The sequence below is a fragment of the Corynebacterium sp. LaCa_70 genome, from assembly GCF_058182015.1.
In genome coordinates, this window is sequence record NZ_CP190914.1 from 91,592 (window position 1) to 109,240 (window position 17,649).

Consider the following 17,649-nt stretch of genomic DNA (forward strand, 5'->3'; position numbering starts at 1 on the left):
CAGGTATTTACCGTTGCGGGCGCAAAGCCTGGGCGAAATATTCCTCCACGGCCTCGGGCTTATCCAGCGGCAACACCGCACCGACGTACTGGTCCGGGCGCACGATGACTACCGCGCCATCACGCGAGATTCCGCGGGCTTCGAAGATGTCATGCTCCTCGGAAACCACCCCGAAGACGTTGTCCCAGTTTGGGACCTGGAACTTGCCGTTGCGCGGACGGAACAGCCGCGGCGCATCCAGGATTTCCCAATCCCAGTGGTTTGTTTGCTGGTAGATCGCCTTGATATCAAAATAGGCGTTTTCATCCTGGTCAGTCGGGGTGAACTTGGCGACGATCGCCTCGACTGCGTCCGCCCAGGCAGTCATCTGTGATTCTGCGCCGGGCTGTGGCCGATCCGCGAACGCGTAAATACGGTAGCGGCCATCTGCTGTGTGTTGGTGACCCAAATGCGTGCGCAGGGCATCGGAGCGGCGTAGTACTTCATAGGATTTAAAACGCTTGCCGACGTCGAAGCCGGTCGCCAAATCCTGATGGGTAGCGTCGCCGACGATCATGTTGGGCTCGTACTGGGTCCGGAAACCGGCTGCAAACTCCTCGGCTTCAACATAGTATTTTTCCACCGCGTCAGGGCACTCCAGCTGCTCTGGTGGGGTAGCCATCAAGGTAGACCATTCGCGGTCAAAGTTAATCAAATTTTCCGCGGCTGGTTGGCGTTCGCCGTGGTAGGTGCACAGCAGTTCTTCCGGGGCGCGTCCGTCGAGAACATGCCCGAGTTTCCAGGCGATATTGAAACCATCCTGCATGGACACGTTCATGCCCTGGCCTGCTTTTGCGGAGTGCGTGTGGCAGGCATCGCCGGTCAAAAATACGCGCGGGGTGGTGTTTTCATTGTCGAAGCCGTCGACAAGCCGGTGTGCTACTTCGTAGACGGAGTGCCAGGCAACCATTTTCACATCGATGAAATATGGCGAGTAGATCTCGTTTGCCTTCTCAATGATCTTCTCAATCGGGGTTTCCCGGATCTTGTGATTGTCATTTTCTGGCACTTCACCGAGGTCCACATAGATTCGGCAGAGGTACCCGCCCTCGCGCGGGATGTGCAGGATGGAGCCGGCTTTGGAATGAATTGCACATTTTGTCCGCCAGTCCGGGAAGTTCGTATCGACGACGACGTCCATCACGCCCCAAGCATGGTTTGCCTGGTTGCCTTGGAAGCTGCGGCCGATAGATTTGCGCACCTTGGAACGGGCACCATCACAACCCACGACGTACTTGGCGCGGACGGTACGCTGCTCGCCCGCAGCATTTTCAACCACGGCGGTTACTGGGTACTCTTCGGACAGGTCGCCGACTTCCAAGGAAACAAAATCCCAACCGTAATCCGGTGTAATCCGCGCTGGCCCGCGCTGAGCCTCCCGGGCGAAATAATCCAAGACGCGGGCTTGGTTCACAATCAGGTGTGGGAACTCGGAAATGCCATGTTCGTCGTCAATGGGGCGCGCACCGCGTGTGATGGCATCTGGATTTTCTGGGTCCTGGTTCCAGAATGACATCTCGGTGATCGTATAGGCTTCTTCGGTGATTTCAGCAGCAAAACCGAAAGCCTGGAAGGTTTCTACGGAACGTGCCTGAATACCATCGGCTTGACCGAGCTCAAGACGGTGTGGGCGGCGTTCGATAATGCGGGTATTGATATTCGGGAACCTTGACAGCTGGGCAGCAGCAATCATGCCGGCTGGGCCGGAGCCGACGATGAGCACGTCCATGGTCTCCGGGAGTTCTTCTGCACGATTAATGCCATATCCTGCGGCAGGAAGAACGCGTGGATCCTGAGAGACGTAGCCATTGTGGTGAAACTGCACTGTTTTGCTCCTTGCTGCTTATTCGACACCGCGTGTGCGTAATCGGTTCCGGGAAGGTGATCGCATGAGATAGCGGTGGGAGAATTTATGAGCTAGATCAAATAATCCTTTGATCTGTGAACTGGGTCTTATCCAAGGATCATATATGATTATTGCGATCTGTACAACAGTTTTTTGGAAGTGTTATATGCACGTCTCTTGATTGCTGATTACTGATTGCCGGTTACTGGCTGCTGGCTACTTACTTTGCGCTGAACGTGAAATGCCCAGTCATTTGCTCGTGCTCATGCTCGGGCCCCAGCGGGATTCCCTTGCGTTCGCGCAAAAGGAATACGCAGATGAAACCGACGATACAAGCGCTGACCAGGTAACCAGAGATGGCGAAAGTCGTACCGGTTGCTTCTAACAACGCTGCGGCGATCATGGGTGCGAATGCGCCACCAAGCACGGATCCGATGGCATAGGTGATGGATACGCCGGAGGCGCGAATCGAGGCCGGGAATAGCTCCGCGTATAGCGCGGACTGTGGACCGTAGGTCAGGCCCAAGCCTACGGTGAGGCCAATCAATGCCAGGTACAGCATGCCCAATGATCCGGTATTGACCAGTGGGAACAGCGCGGCGGCACCGATGCCCTGGAGGATGAATCCGATCAGGTAGGTCATTCGGCGACCGATATAGTCGGAGACCCAGCCAGCGAGCAGGGTTGAGAGCATCCAGGTCACCGCCGACAGCGTCACGGCGTTCAAGACATCGCCGCGTGCTAGGCCAATGGGGCCGTCAGGGTTAGTGGTGTAGTTCTGGATATAACCGCCCGTAGTCATGTATCCAACGGTGCCGTTACCAGCGAAAACGAGTGCCGCGGTCAGTACCAGCGGCAGGTAGCGCTTGAACAAAATGCCGATGGGGTTGGAAGCTTCCGCGTCTTTGCGTTCGGAGATTTCCTGGAAAACCGGGGATTCGTCAACCCCCATGCGGATGACGTAACCGACAATGACCAGCACGATGCTGAACAAGAACGGTATGCGCCAGCCCCATTCCAGGAAGGCATCGCCGGGCGCGACGGTGTTCATGATGGACAGCACGCCAGAAGACATCAGCAGGCCGATAGGTACACCGATCTGCGGACCGGCGCCGTACAAGCCGCGCTTATCGTTCGGGGCGTGTTCAACGGCCAGCAGCACTGCTGATCCCCATTCGCCTCCTGCGGAAATTCCCTGGATTATGCGCAAGGTGATCAGCAAAATCGGGGCCCAGATTCCCCAGGTGTCATACGTCGGCAGCAAGCCAATCAGCGTGGTGGCGCCACCCATGGCGAATAGCGTGACCATCAAAACGGTGCGTCGCCCCACTTTGTCTCCGAAGTGGCCAGCCAAGAATGCGCCCAACGGGCGGAAGAGGAACGATAGGCCAACTGAGGCGAAGGAGACGATCGTCGCCAAACCGCCTTCGAGTGGGCCGAACATGAGCTGGTTGAACACCAGGCCAGCGACGGCGGCGTAGAGGAAGTAGTCGTACCATTCGATCGCGGTACCGATGGTGGTCGCCGCAACGACGCGGCGACGTTCTTTCGCCGAGATCGTGGCAGAGGTGGGCGTTATCGACATAAACGTCCTTTCGGGGGTGTTGTGGGAGGTAGGCGGAGTGTGGGATTAGTTGATCCTGCCTTGCTGCCTGCGTGGGCACCAACGCGGTGGTGTGTGGAGACTTATATATACCACTAGGGTGTGAATTGAACCACTTGCAGTGATGTTAGGGATGATATACGATTTGGGCAAGTGCTTGTCCGAAAGCTCGTCGAAAATGCTCTTCACAGAAAAGGATTCTTCATGGCTATTCCTGACATCCTTCCGGAGAAACCGGGCAAAGTCATTGCCGTCCACGTCGCTTTCGAGTCCCGTGCGGCTCAGCGCGGTCGTCGTCCGAAACAGCCCAGCTATTTTCTGAAAGCCACGAGCACTCTTGCGGCTTCTGGCTCGGAGGTGGAGCGCCCTGCGGGTACTGAACTGTTGGCTTTTGAAGGTGAAATCGCGCTGATCATCGGAAAGTCAGCCCGCAACGTTTCGCTTGCCGACGCTTGGGATTACGTCGGTTATGTCACCGCATCGAATGACCTTGGTTTGTATGACTATAAATCGCAGGATAAAGGGTCTAATACCCGTTCTAAATCGCGCGATGGATACACCCCGATCGGTCCGGAGCTACTGGATGCTTCCGCTATTGACCCAGCCACGCTGCGCTTGCGCACCTGGGTGAATGGTGACGTTGTGCAGGAAGATGGCACCACAGAAAAAGACCTGATTTTCCCACTTGCACAGTTTGTCGCTGATTTATCGCAGCACATGACGCTAGAGCCTGGCGACATCATCTTGACTGGCACCCCGCGTGGATCGAGCGTGATTGTGCCTGGCGACGTCGTGGAAGTAGAAGTTGATGTTCCTGGCGCCGAGACGACAATGAGCAGTGGTCGTTTGCGCACCACCGTTGTCGAAGGCCCAGGCGAATTCAACGCAGAGGTTGGCAGCCTGCCGCACACAGACGACAAACTCCGGGAAGATGCATTCGGCGACCGTGAATCAGCAGGATTACCACCTGTCGGCCAAGAAGACAGCGACAACACTGCAGAATCCGAGCAGGCTCTGCCCGCAGAACTCGTCGACAAGCTCAAGAAAACCCCAACCGCCGGGCTGTCTGCGCAATTGCGTAAACATGGCATCAACCAGTCCGTGATTGAGGGCGTATACCCACAGACAAAAGGCACCAAGCTGGTTGGCCGTGCGCGTACGCTGCGCTTTGTGGCAGGCCGCGAAGACCTGTTTACAAAGCACGGCGGCGGCCTGAACGAGCAAAAGAAAGTTTTCGATACCGTTCGCGAAGGCGAAGTCATCGTCATCGAAGGCCGCCAAGAACCAGGTTCGGGCACGCTCGGCGATATTTTGGCGCTGCGGGCACAAACCCGCGGTGCTGCAGGCGTGGTCACCGATGGCGGAGTCCGCGACTATGAAGCAGTACGTGAAATCGGGCTGCCCGTCTTTACGCAAGGTGCACACCCGTGCGTGCTTGGCCGCAAACATGTGCCGTGGGACAGCGATATCGCTATTTCCTGTGGTAACGCCACTGTTGTTCCTGGCGACGTCATCGTCGGTGACGATGATGGGGTGATCGTGATTCCACGCGAACTAGCCGAAGAAATCGCCGACGGCGCGCTGGCGAAAGAGCATGAAGATGAATGGGTCGCAGGCCGGGTTGCTGAAGGCGCCAGCCTTGACGGTTTGTTCCCTCCGACTGGGGAAAACAAAAAGGCCTATCAGCAATTCCGTGATAGTGAGGGGGCATGACAACTTCTTTGAGGGACTCGGCGGTCCAGTCCAAATCGCAGCACGCTTATGCATGGATCAGCGAAAAGATCCGCACGCGCGAATTTGAACCAGGTCACCGTTTAGTCTTGTCTGCTCTTGCCGACGAACTCCAGGTCAGCGTCGTACCTGTCCGCGAGGCAATTCGTCAGCTGGAAGCAGAAGGCATGGTCACCTACGAGCGCAATGTGGGCGCAAAAGTGACGATGCATAACCGCAACGCCTATTTCGAAACCATGGAAATCGTCGCCACGTTGGAAGCCGCGGCCACCGCGCTGTCGGCACCGCACCTGGGCGCTGAAGATTTTGCTGCAGCCCGCGAGCTTAATCGCCAGATGCAGCAGCTCGACATTGCCACAGAACCAGAGGAATTCACGCGGCTCAACCAACAATTTCATGAGGTGTTATTCAATAAATGCCCGAATAGCCGCCTGATGAAGTTACTGCGTGAACAGTGGCAACAGTTGAATTATCACCGGGTTTCCACATTTCGTTATGTTCCGCAGCGCGCCAGCAAATCCGTTGCCGAGCATGCGCAGCTTGTCGACCTCATGGAAGCGGGGGCGGATGCGGATTATCTCAGCCGTAAAGCACTGGAACACCGCATGGCGACAGCACGCAGTTACCGCGAAACTACAGAACCAAACAACACAGCTACGGATAGCTACCAGTAAAAGGAGCCAACAATGAACGCAATTAATAATGATGCAGCTAAACCTAGTGATCTTCCAGAAAAGATCCTGCACTACATCAATGGTGAATTCGTAGAATCCATTGATGGCGAAGAATTCGATGTTGTCGACCCAGTGACCAACCAAACCTATATCACTGCAGCATCGGGTAAACCGCAGGATATCGATAGAGCAGTCGCTGCCGCGAAGGAAGCTTTTGACAATGGCACGTGGTCCAACGCACTTCCGCGTGAGCGGGCTCGCGTGCTGAACAACATTGCCGACGTCGTCGAAACGCGTGCGGAAAAACTTGCTGCCTGGGAATCTTTTGACTCCGGCCTGCCCATCACGCAAGCCACCGGCCAAGCCAAGCGTGCCGCGGAAAACTTCCGCTTTTTCGCGGATCTCATCGTCGCGCAGGCAGATGATGCGTATAAGGTGCCGGGCCGCCAGATCAACTATGTTAACCGCAAACCCATCGGCGTCGCTGGTTTGATCACCCCGTGGAACACCCCGTTCATGCTGGAATCCTGGAAGCTGGCTCCAGCTATTGCGACGGGTAACTCCGTGGTGCTGAAACCTGCCGAGTTCACCCCGCTTTCAGCGCAGCTGTGGGCAGGAATCTTTGAGGAAGCAGGCTTGCCGAAGGGCGTATTCAACCTGGTCAATGGCTACGGTGAAGAAGGCTATGCCGGTGATCCACTGGTCAAGCACCCAGATGTACCACTGATTTCCTTTACCGGTGAATCCCGCACCGGCCAGGCAATTTTCGCCAATGCCGCACCACACCTGAAGGGCTTGTCGATGGAGCTGGGCGGTAAGTCTCCAGCCATCGTTTTCAATGATGCGGATATGGAAACCGCGATCGATGCCTGCATTTTCGGCGTGTTCTCGTTGAACGGTGAGCGGTGCACCGCAGGCTCGCGCATCCTGGTGCAGCGTGATATCTACGACGAGTTCGTCGAACGCTATGCTACGCAGGCCAAGCGCGTCAAGGTTGGCCTGCCGTCGGATCCGAAGACAGAAGTCGGTGCGCTGGTACACCCAGAACATTATGAAAAGGTGACCTCGTACATCGAAATCGGCAAGAAGGAAGCCACCCTAGCCGCTGGTGGTGAGCGCCCGGAGGAATTCCCGGAGGGTAACTTCGTGCAGCCAACCGTATTCATCGATGTGAAACCGGATGCGAAGATTTTCCAAGAAGAAATCTTCGGCCCAGTCGTCGCCATTACCCCATTCGATACCGAAGAAGAAGCCCTGGAACTGGCGAACAACACCAAGTACGGCCTGGCAGCCTACGTGTGGACTTCCGACCTGAAGCGCGCCCACAACTTCGCGCAAAACGTGGAAGCGGGCATGGTGTGGCTGAATTCGAACAATGTCCGTGACCTGCGCACCCCATTCGGCGGTGTGAAAGCTTCCGGGCTCGGTCACGAAGGCGGCTACCGCTCGATTGACTTCTACACCGACCAGCAAGCAGTTCACATCAACCTGGACAAAGTCCACAACCCTGTGTTCGGCAAGCAGGACTAAGCCCATTTAGCTGCGCCGCCCACCCCTCATGCCGCCTCGGTGCCAGGTCAGCTCCTGATCTGGCGCTAGCCCTCTGTTTTAAGGAGTCATCATGACTGATACCCAATCTCCAAAAGTTCAAGCACCAGATATCCTGCGCTGTGCCTACATGGAAATCGTCGTTACGGATTTGGAAGCTTCCCGTAAGTTCTACGTCGACACGCTCGGTCTTGTTGTGACCGACGAGGATGATGATGCGATCTACCTGCGTACCTACGAGGAATTCATCCACCACAACTTGGTGCTGCGGAAAGGTGAGCAGGCTGCGGTGGCGGCGTTTGCCTACCGTGTGCGCAGCCCGGAAGATCTTGACCTGGCGGAGGAATTCTATAAAGCGCGTGGCTGTGAGGTGCGACGAAACAAAGATGGATTCGTCAAAGGCATTGGTGATTCCGTGCGCGTACAGGATCCGCTGGGCTTTCCCTATGAATTCTTCTACGAAGTAGAACACCGTGAGCGTCTTGCCTGGAGCTACGATGCACACATCCCAGGTGCAATCGTGCGTCTGGACCACTTCAACCAGATCACCCCGGATGTCCCGAGCGCAGTGGGCTACATGGAAGATCTCGGGTTCCGCATCACAGAAGACATCCGAGACTCTGAGGGCACGGTATATGCAGCCTGGATGCGCCGGAAGCCCACCGTGCACGATACCGCTATGACCGGTGGCGATGGCCCGCGTATGCACCACATCGCATTTGCGACACACGAAAAGCACAACATCATCGCTATCTGCGACAAGTTGGGTGCATTGCGTGAATCGGACCGCATTGAACGAGGCCCAGGTCGACACGGCGTTTCCAACGCGTACTACCTGTACCTGCGCGACCCAGATGGACACCGCGTCGAGATCTACACCCAGGATTACTACACCGGAGACCCAGACAACCCGGCCGTGACCTGGGACGTTCATGATAACCAGCGCCGCGACTGGTGGGGCACGCCAGTCGTCCCGTCCTGGTATAGCGAGGGATCACTCGTTCTGGATTTAGACGGCAACCCGGTTCCGCTGACCTCGCGTACCGACGCCTCCGAGATGGAGCAGACCATTGGTGCCGACGGCTTCTCGTACACCCGCCCGGACGACGATAAAGACAAGCTTCCCGATTGGAAGAAGGGCGAATACAAGCTGGGCAACCAACTGTAAACCTAGGCGGGGATCAGGCTACAAGGAGGAACGTCATGTTGAGCAAACAGCAGCAGATAGCCATTGCCGACGAACTTGCGCAGGCGGAAAAAGACCACAAACCAGTGGAGCTTTTGACCAAGCGCTTTCCGGAGATGACCGTGGAGGATTCCTACGCGGTGCAGGCAGAATGGGTTCGTCGCGGGATCGCCGACGGCCGTAAGCTCGTCGGCAGGAAAATCGGGCTGACCTCGAAGGTGATGCAAGAGGCAACCGGCATCACCGAGCCAGACTACGGGGCGATTTTCGCAGACCAGATTTTTGAAAACGGTTCCGTGATCGACCATGACCGTTTCTCCAGCGTGCGTATCGAGGTCGAGCTGGCATTTGTTCTGAAAGACGATCTGCACGGCCCGTCGGCAAGCATTTTTGATGTTTTGCGCGCTACCGAATACGTCGTTCCTGCTCTGGAAATTTTGGATTCCCGGATTGAAATGCAGGGCCGCACTATCGTCGACACGATCTCGGATAATGCTGCCCTGGGCGCGATGATTTATGGGGGAAACCCCGTGGCACCGGATGCTGTGGACCTGCGGTGGGTGTCCGCGTTGTTGTACCGCAACGAAGCGATTGAAGATACTGGGGTTGCGGCGGCAGTGCTGAATCACCCGGCCATGGGTGTGGCGTGGCTGGCTAATAAACTGCATGCGCACGATGAGCACTTGCGCGCCGGGGATATTATTTTGGCAGGATCATTCACCAAACCAATGTGGGTGCATCCAGGAGATACCGTCCACGCCGATTATGGAAAGCTAGGAACCATCACATGCCGATTCCAGTAAAACTGCCCCGCACGTTTGCCCAGCAGCTGCAACAAGAATCCGGCCCGCAGGTCGGTGCGTGGATTTCTTCGGGCTCGCCGGTCGCGGCAGAAATCGTTGCTTCCGCAGGCTTTGATTGGCTGCTTGTCGACGGCGAGCACTCGCCGTATAGTTTGGAAACCGTCACTGATCTGCTGCGTGCCACTGATGCGTATGGTGCGACCCGCGTGGTGCGCGTGCCGGTGGGCGATACCGCTTTGATTAAGCAGTACCTGGATCTCGGTGCGCAGAATCTCATGGTGCCGATGGTGGATACCGCTGAGCAAGCCCGCGATGCGGTGGCCGCTATGCACTACCCGCCGCGAGGCGTGCGCGGGGTCGGTGCCGCGTTGGCACGTTCGTCGCGGTGGAATGCCGTGGAAGATTACCTGCAAAATGCATCCGACCTGGTGAGCCTGACTATCCAGCTGGAATCGGCGACTGCCGTGGACAACGCGGCAGAGATCGCCGCCGTTGATGGCGTGGATCAGTTGTTCATTGGGCCTTCTGACCTGGCTGCCTCGATGGGCGTGCTGGGCCAGCAGACTCACCCAGATGTGCTGGATGCCGTCTCCCGCGCGATGAAGGCATGCCAGGATGCGGGCAAACCGGTTGGCGTGAATGCTTTTAATTTGGAGCAGGCGCAAGCTTATTTGGACGCCGGCGCGTCATTCGTCCTGGTTGGCGCCGACGTGCAGCTGCTTGCTGGTGCGGCCCGGGGCTTAGCGGATAAGTTCGTGAAATAGGCAAGCGGTTGCCTTAGCGCTGCTGCCGCGCGTCGTATTTGGCAACTTTTGTGCGCAGCTGTTCGTGATGCACTGGCGCCAGGCAGCCGATCTTGACGACGTGGCGGGCTAGTTCCATATCGCCCATTTTCGCGCGGAAGGCCATCCCCATGGTCACGTCGTGGTCTGGCTTGCCGACGAATTCCATGCTGTCACCTGCGGTGATTGTTCCGGGCGTGATGATGCGGAAGTATGCGCCGCAGTCTCCGTGGTCGGTGAAGGATTTCAGAAAACCTTGTTCGTTGATCCAGCCGGCGAACGTGGCGCAGGGGCTGCGGGGGATAGAAACTTCTAAAAGTGCATCGCCAATTTTTATTTGTTGGTTGATCAGCAGTTCCGCCAGGTTGATTCCGCTGGTGGTGAGGTTTTCGCCGAAGAATCCGTCACGGAATTCACGGTGCAGTTCGGTTTCCCAGTAATCGAGTTCTTCGCGCGCGAAGGCGTAAACGGCTTTCTCGGCGCCACCGTGGTGTTGGTGGTCGCCGATGGAATCACCGATGATCCCGGACCCATCGCCGTAGTGTGGGCCGGGAATTTTGAGTTCGATCGCGGGCTGCGGCTGTTTGTCGATGCCCGTGTATTCATGGCGCCCACTCGGATCGGCACGACGGACGGCGACGTTGGTGGAAAGTACTTTCATGCCAACCAATTATGGCTGGTTTTCTGGTTAGTTTCTCAGCTCTGTAGCGGTTCGTGCTAAGTGTTGATTGCTTGTGGATACGCCAGGCCTTTCAACCCCTCAGTACCAAACTCCACGCCGTAACCGGAGGATTTAATACCACCAAACGGCACCCGCGGATCCACCGCACCATGCTTATTAATCCAGACAGTACCGGCCTGCAAACGACCAGCCACCTCGCGGGCTTTCTGCGCATCCGCCGACCACACCGACGCACCCAAACCCACATCCAAACTATTCGCCCACGCAATCGCCTGATCCAATTCAGAATACCGAATCAGCGGCACAGCAGGGCCGAACTGCTCTTGAGCAACCAATGGATTATCCGGATCAATATCAGCGACAATCGTTACCGGGTAGAAAAATCCTGGCGCATCATAATCCGGGTCACCACCAACAAGCACACGCCCGCCACCATCTTTAGCGGCTTTGACCAAACCATCAACAATGTCGAACTGCGCTTTGTTCTGCAGCGGCCCCAGCACGTTGTTTTCATCAAGGCCTTGCCCCATCGGCATGCGTTTGGCAACAGCTACCAGCGCCTGGGCTAGTTCATCATAGATCGCATCCGGAACGTAGATACGCTTGGCTGCAGCACAGGTTTGCCCGGTGTTAATAAACGCACCCCAGAACAAATCTTCAGCAATTGCTTGTGGGTCGACATCATCCAGCACCACGGCAGCATCGTTACCACCAAGTTCCAGGGTTAGGCGGGTGATATTACCGGCAGAAGCCTCAATGATTTTCTTTCCGGTTTCAGTTGAACCAGTAAACATGATCTTGTCGATTCCTGGGTGGGTGGTCAGTGCTGCACCAACCCCACCATCACCGGTAACAATATGCAACACATCTTTCGGCAGTACAGTATTGGCAATAGCGACCAATGCAGAAACCGATAGTGGGGTATACCCAGATGGTTTCACCACGACGGTATTGCCCATGCGTAGTGCTGGTGCGATTTGCCAGATGGTGATCATCATCGGCCAGTTCCATGGACCAATGGCACCAACAACCCCAAGCGCGCGGTAGTGCACGGTAGCGGTGATGTCATCATCAACGGCGGTGTAATCCGGGGAGTCAAACGATGCGGTTGCACGCAACCAAGCCGCACATGCGTCGACCTCGAAACGGGCGTTGGGTCCGTTGAGTGGTTTGCCTTGCTCTTGCGAAAGCAACTTGGCCAGTGGTTCTGCGGCTTGCTCGATGGCATCAGCGAACTTGTTCAGCAGCTCGCAGCGAGCTTTATCGCCTTTCGCTTCCCAGTTTGGTTGCGCAGCACGTGCGGCAGCCACAGCATCGTTGAGATCGTTTTCGTCTTGGATCTGGTAGCTGCCAACCACTTCGCCGGTAGCGGGGTTGTGAATCTCAGTACTGCCGTCGCTACCAACGTCAGTGGTGATGGCGTTCATAATGGCGTCGTAGGTGGTGAGGGTGGGGGTTTCGGACACGGGGAACTCCTTAGTTTCCAGAAAAGAAGCATGATTTATGTGAGGTCAATCATATCCGATTATGTTCATTATCACCAGAGCTCAACGGTTTCGATTACCTTGTTTATCAACAAGGTGAATGGTGCGTAAGCAGGGCGTGCAGAAATGGCAACGACCTGCTTAAGACTTGAGCCTTCAAGTTTAATTTGGTGGAATTGGTATTCCTTGAATGACAAACCAGAAAACGGAGAGAAAGATGACGCAGCGTCGCCCTCATGCGCCGAGGCATGACGCTGACCATCTAACGAGCCGAGAACGTGAATTAGAAAATATAGAACGCACGCTCGTCTTCATGTCTGATGATCCGGGGTTAGAGGGCCGTATTAAAGTTTTCGAAGGGGCTCGAGACGCAGACAAGACTATGTTTCTTCGGGCTGTGCAAAAATTGGCGGAGGAACGAAACTTCTCAACAATCTGGGCATCTGCTGGTGATGGGGTATTTTTAGATTTCTTATTGCGGGAATGTGGACGTATTAGTGGCACTTGGGCAGAATCGGCGCGTCAGAAATTCTCGGATTTGCTGGAACGAACTTCTAAAAGTTTCTGTGATCGCGACGTGGAAGCTGCCGGTATCGCCGAATCCCCGGCGCCTCGTTTTCGAGTTAGCCTGTCTCGACAGCTACAAGAAGTGATGTCGTTCGTTGGCGAACAAGAGCGAGTAGTTAACAGCGGAGCTATTCTGCTAATTGATGACGTGCAGGATGCCGATGCAGAAACTCTACGTGCTTTAAGCTATGCCTGGCAACAGATGCAGTCGGAGTCGCCTGATTTACCGTTGATGACAATATGCGCGGGATCCGCCAATGCGCAGGACATCATTACTGATGCTGTGAGTATTGGGGAACGCTTTGAATATACCTACTTGGGAAATTAATCGAATTTTGTCATGCTTGCGAAAAACAAGAAGCTGCACTAGAGCTTCCTTCTAGTGCAGCGTGAAAATTTGTGCCATTTAGCTATTCACCGGAGTGCTTGAATAGCTGGGCGGCATTAGTGTGCGTGGAGATCGCGATCCTGGATTCCGTTTGGCACTGTGCGAACGGCGATCAAGGAGATTACACAAACCACCGCGATATAGACGCCGATAGAAATCGAGGTTCCGGTAGCGTTAAAGACCATTTCCGAAATCATTGGAGCGAATGCGCCACCGATGATTGACCCGAGTGCGTAGCCGATGGATACGCCTGAAAGACGAACGCTGACGGGGAACATCTCTGCATACATCGCGGATTGTGGAGCATACGATGGCCCGAGCAGAAGACCCATGACAATGATCGCGAAGGCGTAGAGGAATAGTGATCCTGTGTCAATGAGCATGAACGTAGGAACCGCCCATAAAGCCAGCAGGATATAACCGATGGTGAAAAGCTTTTTCCGGCCCACTTGGTCAGACAGACCACCTGAGATATACATGCCGACGAGCCATGCAATAGCACCGAGCAATGCAACGAATAGTGCGGAGGTGCGGCTGTGTCCAACAACTCCAGTTGCATACGAGGTGAAATAAGCGATGATCAAGTAACCAGCGGCGTTGTTACCGGCGAAAATCAAGGCCGCTTTGATGACGGTTGGCGAGTGATTCTTGAAAAGTACGCGGACAGGGGCTGAGGAACGTTGCTTCAGCTTTTGCATTTCAGCGAATACTGGGGACTCCGCAACCAATGCGCGAATCCAAAACGCAATTACGATAAGGACGATCGAAGAAATGAATGGGATACGCCATCCCCATTCAAGAAACTGTTCTTGGCTGAGGATAGACGAAAGGATTAACATAAAGATCGTCGCCAAGAGCATTCCTGCAGGTACACCGAATTGGGGGAACGATCCAAAATATCCTCGTCGGCCTTGAGGTGCGTGTTCAACAGCGAGCATTGCTGCGCCTCCCCATTCACCGCCAGCGGATAATCCTTGGAGGATGCGCAGCAGAACCAGGATGATCGGGGCAGCCATTCCTATTGAGCTGTATGTCGGTAGGAAGCCAATGGCAACAGTTGCTCCTCCCATTCCTGCGAGGGTAAGGACCAAGACAATCTTTCTGCCGAATCGATCGCCGAGGTACCCAGCCAAAACCGCGCCTAATGGACGAAAGAGGAATGAGATTCCGAGTGAGGCCCAGGAAATAATCTGAGCCAAAGATGGGTTGTTGTTACCGACTGGATCGAAGTACAAGGTGGCAAAAACCAGTCCTGCCGCTTGTGCGTAGATAAAGAAGTCGAACCATTCGATAGTGGTACCAGCTACGGAACCGGCGAGCACTTTCTTATGCTCTTTCGTGAGCTTCTTTGATGAAGCTGGGGCTTGTGTTGTCATGATGGTGCCTCATGGGGTTCGGGCGCTAGGCGCGGTAAAACTGGACTTTTGACTTAGCGATTGTCGACGATGCGTTTAGCTTTTCCTTCGCCGCAATCAACGTGGTCACGAATGTCGATCTTGACGGAAACTCCGATGCGGTCCTTGATCTTTTTGCCAAGCTGGTCTCGTGCTGCGGTGATCTCGGATTCAGAAACGTTGGGCGCATGTTCGATGAGCAGGGTGAGTGCATCCATTCGGTCCTGCTTTTCGAGTACGCATTGATAGCGAGGGCGCAGTGTTTTATCTTCGACGATGAGTTCTTCGAATTGTGAAGGGAAGCAGTTCACGCCGCGTAAAATGATCATATCGTCGTTCCGTGCGGAAATGCGGTCGATCCTGCGCATCGAGCGTGCAGTGCCAGGAAGAAGCCGGGTTAGGTCGCGCGTCCGGTAACGAATAATAGGGAATGCTTCTTTGGTGAGCGGGGTGATCACGAGTTCTCCCACTTCACCGTCAGGTACTGGCTGTAAAGTTTTTGGATCGACAATTTCTGGGTAGAAATGATCTTCCCACACAGTTAAACCGTCCTTGGTCTCTACACATTCTTGTGCGACGCCTGGCCCCATCACCTCGGATAATCCGTAGATATCTGTGGCGTCGATGCCAAAACCTTCTTCCAGGTCACGACGCATTCCTTCGCTCCAAGGCTCGGCACCGCAGATTGCAACCCGCAGGCTGGATTCGCGCGGGTCCAAGCCTTTTGCGCGCATCTGGTCGAGAACGTTGAGGAGGTATGACGGCGTGCCTAAGATGGCGTCCGGTTGAAAATCTTGCATGATTTGGATTTGACGGTCGGTCTGGCCTCCAGAGGTTGGAATGGCTGTGCATCCCAGCTCTTCTACGCCGTAATGAGCTCCTAAACCACCGGTAAAAAGACCGTAGCCAAAAGTGATCTGCACTTTATCTCGTGCGGAGATCCCGCCGGCTCGGAGAGAACGCGCTACCAATGAGGCCCACACGCGGATGTCATTTTCGGTGTAGCCAACGACGGTGGGACGGCCGGTGGTGCCGGAAGATGCGTGGATACGCGCGACATTTCTTTGCTCTACAGCGAACATGCCGAAGGGATAGTTACTGCGCAGTGTTTCCTTTTCGGTGAAAGGGAATGCGGCGAGATCTGATAGTTCTTTAAAATCATCCGGGTGAACACCTTGCTCGTTGAAAGCTTGGCGATAATGAGGCACGTTGTAGTACGCATGGCGCAAGGTATTTTTTGCGCGCGCAGTTTGTAGCGCGATGATTTCGTCACGCGAGGCATATTCGATGCCCATCTGCGGACCGTGATGATCTGAATAGATGTCACTTGGTGTAGCAACTGTCATGAGATTTCCTTCACGCTGGGGAATAGTGCGATGTGCTCCATACGCCGAGTGAACAGCGGGAGCAAGCCGCCAACTGCATTAACTGACCTATCAATCAGTAAATTGGCCTGTGAGTCAGCTTACACATTTTGTTTGTGATTACAAACACTGTCAGGAAAAAATTGCTTAGTGAAGGAAAACTGCTGGCAGTGCCCGTCATGCGGGACAAGACGGAGACTTATGTCTGTGGATGGGGGTTATTGGCGGAAATTCCTGAAAAGACCACTGACTCAATGGTCTTCGCTAATTCATTTGCCGAGAGGGATCCGTTTGGGGCATACCATTCGGTTATTGAGTTGATCATGCCGAAGATCAGGCGTCCTACTGTTGCGGGTTCTAATGACGGTGCGACATCTCCGTTGTCCTGCGCTTCGCGGAGCATTGTCACTAATGTCTGGGTATAATTTCTTCGGCGTTGCAGGGCCTGATTTTCTACCGGTGAATTGCCGCGTAGTCGGAGTAGGAGAGTTACTTCCTCGGGGTTGGCGCACAGTACCTCTGTGGAATGTCGGATGATTTGCCGTAAATTTTCGACGGGGTCGGCACTTTCTGTGCCTGCTTGAAATGCGCCGTCTAATCCGTTCAGTGCGACATCGATTGCGTATTCCAAGATCTCTTCCTTGGAATTCACGTGATGATAAATCGCTGACTTGGTTAGGCCTAACGCTTTAGCGAGCTTGCCCATGCTGGTTGCTTCATAGCCGTGCTGATTAAATTCCCGAACTCCAGCTTTGAGGATGTCGTCTTTGGAATTTCCGGGGCGGCCGCGAGTTGGTTGGGAGTTCCGTGAAGATGGCGTGGCGGCGGTTGAATGATCGGTCATCGGGGCTACTCCGGAAGCAATGTAATGTATGTAATCCAATCATTTAGGTTAGACCACGAGGCGGTTCTGTGCAGGATTGGGTTTTCTGTCATGAGGCCCGGCGGCGGGGTACTGTAGTGAAATAGTGATGTAGATCGCAAATTATGGTAGGTTCCATTCTATAAAAAGCTTAGCTAGCAAAAAGAATGGAATGGACCTCATGACATCTGGAATTATCGTGCAGGGAGTTGCAGAAACTGAAGAATTTCGCCGCGTGAGGGAAATGTTTGCGAAAGACGCATGCAGTGCGATGATGGGGATGAAATTGACGGGGATTACAGCTGAGACGGCTTCGGGGGAGATGCTGATCCGACCGGACATGTGTAATGGATTTGGATCTGCGCAGGGTGGGATGCTTTTTACTTTTGCGGATTCCATTTTTGCGGCCATGGCAAACGCGGCGGGAAAAACCGCGGTGGCTGCTTTTTGCTCGATCCATTATGCGCGGCCTGCATTTCAAGGTGAGATCGTTACGGCGACGGCGAAGCTGCAGGAAGCGTATGGCAAAAATGGAATCGTTGATGTGACGGTGAAAAACCCTGCAGGCAAAACAGTGGCGGAGTTCCGGGGAACTTTCCGGCAGATCGATTCCCGATAGCTCGCGCAATGTTGAGCTACGATAACGGCACTTTCTAGGGGTGCCACAGGTCGTGGGATAGCAGCTGCCTGTTTAAT

General features: G+C 54.8%; 15 protein-coding genes. 8 read left to right on the top strand and 7 right to left on the bottom strand.

Going from position 1 to position 17,649, the window contains the following annotated elements; translation table 11 throughout:
* Positions 1-7: 7 nt before the first annotated feature.
* Both ACP8MI_RS00420 and ACP8MI_RS00425 read right to left on the bottom strand, forming a co-directional pair.
* Positions 8-1,864 carry an FAD-dependent monooxygenase gene (locus tag ACP8MI_RS00420; RefSeq protein ID WP_147579024.1) on the bottom strand — a complete coding sequence of 619 codons (1,857 nt, stop codon included), beginning with the start codon at positions 1,862-1,864 and terminating at the stop codon, positions 8-10.
* A 241-nt stretch (positions 1,865-2,105) separates the two neighbouring features.
* Positions 2,106-3,470, bottom strand: a complete 1,365-nt coding sequence (locus tag ACP8MI_RS00425; protein WP_049168074.1) for an MFS transporter — start codon at positions 3,468-3,470, stop codon at positions 2,106-2,108.
* 222 nt (positions 3,471-3,692) lie between these two features.
* Between ACP8MI_RS00425 and ACP8MI_RS00430 the strand changes: the two genes are divergently transcribed.
* The 6 genes from ACP8MI_RS00430 (at position 3,693) to ACP8MI_RS00455 (ending at position 10,194) form a co-directional block, all read left to right on the top strand.
* Positions 3,693-5,201: a fumarylacetoacetate hydrolase family protein gene (locus tag ACP8MI_RS00430; protein WP_049168073.1), complete on the top strand. Its 1,509-nt coding sequence runs from the start codon at positions 3,693-3,695 to the stop codon at positions 5,199-5,201.
* Complete coding sequence (locus ACP8MI_RS00435; RefSeq protein WP_144737530.1) at positions 5,198-5,893, top strand: GntR family transcriptional regulator; 696 nt, start codon at positions 5,198-5,200, stop codon at positions 5,891-5,893. Before ACP8MI_RS00430 ends, ACP8MI_RS00435 begins: the two co-directional genes overlap by 4 nt.
* Before the next feature lie 12 nt (positions 5,894-5,905).
* Positions 5,906-7,423 carry a 5-carboxymethyl-2-hydroxymuconate semialdehyde dehydrogenase gene (gene hpaE / locus ACP8MI_RS00440; protein ID WP_284589366.1) on the top strand — a complete coding sequence of 506 codons (1,518 nt, stop codon included), beginning with the start codon at positions 5,906-5,908 and terminating at the stop codon, positions 7,421-7,423.
* 91 nt (positions 7,424-7,514) lie between these two features.
* A complete protein-coding gene (gene hpaD, locus ACP8MI_RS00445; protein ID WP_018120279.1) occupies positions 7,515-8,609 on the top strand; it encodes a 3,4-dihydroxyphenylacetate 2,3-dioxygenase in 1,095 nt (364 codons plus the stop codon).
* Between the two features lie 35 nt (positions 8,610-8,644).
* Positions 8,645-9,430, top strand: coding sequence for a 2-oxo-hept-4-ene-1,7-dioate hydratase (gene hpaH / locus ACP8MI_RS00450; protein ID WP_027018359.1), 786 nt, complete (start codon positions 8,645-8,647; stop codon positions 9,428-9,430).
* Entirely contained in the window at positions 9,415-10,194 is a 780-nt protein-coding gene (locus tag ACP8MI_RS00455) for an HpcH/HpaI aldolase family protein (protein WP_018120277.1), read from the top strand. The genes hpaH and ACP8MI_RS00455 overlap by 16 nt, the downstream gene beginning before the upstream one ends.
* A 13-nt stretch (positions 10,195-10,207) precedes the next feature.
* Here the strand turns inward: ACP8MI_RS00455 and ACP8MI_RS00460 are convergent, their stop codons facing one another.
* Together ACP8MI_RS00460 and ACP8MI_RS00465 are read right to left on the bottom strand one after the other, a co-directional pair.
* On the bottom strand, positions 10,208-10,873 hold the full coding sequence (locus tag ACP8MI_RS00460) for an MOSC domain-containing protein (RefSeq protein WP_284589368.1): 666 nt from the start codon (positions 10,871-10,873) through the stop codon (positions 10,208-10,210).
* Positions 10,874-10,929: 56 nt separating this feature from the next.
* Positions 10,930-12,321 (bottom strand): aldehyde dehydrogenase family protein, encoded by a 1,392-nt coding sequence (locus ACP8MI_RS00465; RefSeq protein ID WP_490290747.1) that lies wholly within the window; start codon positions 12,319-12,321, stop codon positions 10,930-10,932.
* A 247-nt stretch (positions 12,322-12,568) separates the two neighbouring features.
* On the opposite strand from ACP8MI_RS00465, the gene ACP8MI_RS00470 reads away from it, so the two are divergent.
* Positions 12,569-13,273 (top strand): ATP-binding protein, encoded by a 705-nt coding sequence (locus ACP8MI_RS00470; protein ID WP_152671660.1) that lies wholly within the window; start codon positions 12,569-12,571, stop codon positions 13,271-13,273.
* A gap of 116 nt (positions 13,274-13,389) precedes the next feature.
* Here the strand turns inward: ACP8MI_RS00470 and ACP8MI_RS00475 are convergent, their stop codons facing one another.
* The 3 genes from ACP8MI_RS00475 to ACP8MI_RS00485 form a co-directional block, all read right to left on the bottom strand.
* Entirely contained in the window at positions 13,390-14,709 is a 1,320-nt protein-coding gene (locus ACP8MI_RS00475) for an MFS transporter (protein ID WP_284589369.1), read from the bottom strand.
* Between the two features lie 53 nt (positions 14,710-14,762).
* Positions 14,763-16,073, bottom strand: coding sequence for an AMP-binding protein (locus ACP8MI_RS00480; protein WP_490290676.1), 1,311 nt, complete (start codon positions 16,071-16,073; stop codon positions 14,763-14,765).
* Positions 16,074-16,290: 217 nt separating this feature from the next.
* Positions 16,291-16,935: a TetR/AcrR family transcriptional regulator gene (locus tag ACP8MI_RS00485; protein WP_201809631.1), complete on the bottom strand. Its 645-nt coding sequence runs from the start codon at positions 16,933-16,935 to the stop codon at positions 16,291-16,293.
* 190 nt (positions 16,936-17,125) lie between these two features.
* Between ACP8MI_RS00485 and paaI the strand changes: the two genes are divergently transcribed.
* The gene (paaI, locus tag ACP8MI_RS00490) at positions 17,126-17,572 is read left to right on the top strand and encodes a hydroxyphenylacetyl-CoA thioesterase PaaI (protein ID WP_337891657.1); all 447 of its coding nucleotides are present in this window, start codon (positions 17,126-17,128) and stop codon (positions 17,570-17,572) included.
* The last annotated feature ends 77 nt before the right edge of the window (positions 17,573-17,649 follow it).

Excerpts from the sequence above, each read along its gene's own strand:
- ACP8MI_RS00425 (WP_049168074.1), bottom strand. The coding sequence starts at position 3,470 with ATGTCGATAACGCCCACCTCTGCCACGATCTCGGCGAAAGAACGTCGC.
- ACP8MI_RS00430 (WP_049168073.1), top strand. The coding sequence starts at position 3,693 with ATGGCTATTCCTGACATCCTTCCGGAGAAACCGGGCAAAGTCATTGCC.
- ACP8MI_RS00435 (WP_144737530.1), top strand. The coding sequence starts at position 5,198 with ATGACAACTTCTTTGAGGGACTCGGCGGTCCAGTCCAAATCGCAGCAC.
- hpaE (WP_284589366.1), top strand. The coding sequence starts at position 5,906 with ATGAACGCAATTAATAATGATGCAGCTAAACCTAGTGATCTTCCAGAA.
- hpaD (WP_018120279.1), top strand. The coding sequence starts at position 7,515 with ATGACTGATACCCAATCTCCAAAAGTTCAAGCACCAGATATCCTGCGC.
- hpaH (WP_027018359.1), top strand. The coding sequence starts at position 8,645 with ATGTTGAGCAAACAGCAGCAGATAGCCATTGCCGACGAACTTGCGCAG.
- ACP8MI_RS00455 (WP_018120277.1), top strand. The coding sequence starts at position 9,415 with ATGCCGATTCCAGTAAAACTGCCCCGCACGTTTGCCCAGCAGCTGCAA.
- ACP8MI_RS00460 (WP_284589368.1), bottom strand. The coding sequence starts at position 10,873 with ATGAAAGTACTTTCCACCAACGTCGCCGTCCGTCGTGCCGATCCGAGT.
- ACP8MI_RS00465 (WP_490290747.1), bottom strand. The coding sequence starts at position 12,321 with ATGAACGCCATCACCACTGACGTTGGTAGCGACGGCAGTACTGAGATT.
- ACP8MI_RS00470 (WP_152671660.1), top strand. The coding sequence starts at position 12,569 with ATGACAAACCAGAAAACGGAGAGAAAGATGACGCAGCGTCGCCCTCAT.
- ACP8MI_RS00475 (WP_284589369.1), bottom strand. The coding sequence starts at position 14,709 with ATGACAACACAAGCCCCAGCTTCATCAAAGAAGCTCACGAAAGAGCAT.
- ACP8MI_RS00480 (WP_490290676.1), bottom strand. The coding sequence starts at position 16,073 with ATGACAGTTGCTACACCAAGTGACATCTATTCAGATCATCACGGTCCG.
- ACP8MI_RS00485 (WP_201809631.1), bottom strand. The coding sequence starts at position 16,935 with ATGACCGATCATTCAACCGCCGCCACGCCATCTTCACGGAACTCCCAA.
- paaI (WP_337891657.1), top strand. The coding sequence starts at position 17,126 with ATGGACCTCATGACATCTGGAATTATCGTGCAGGGAGTTGCAGAAACT.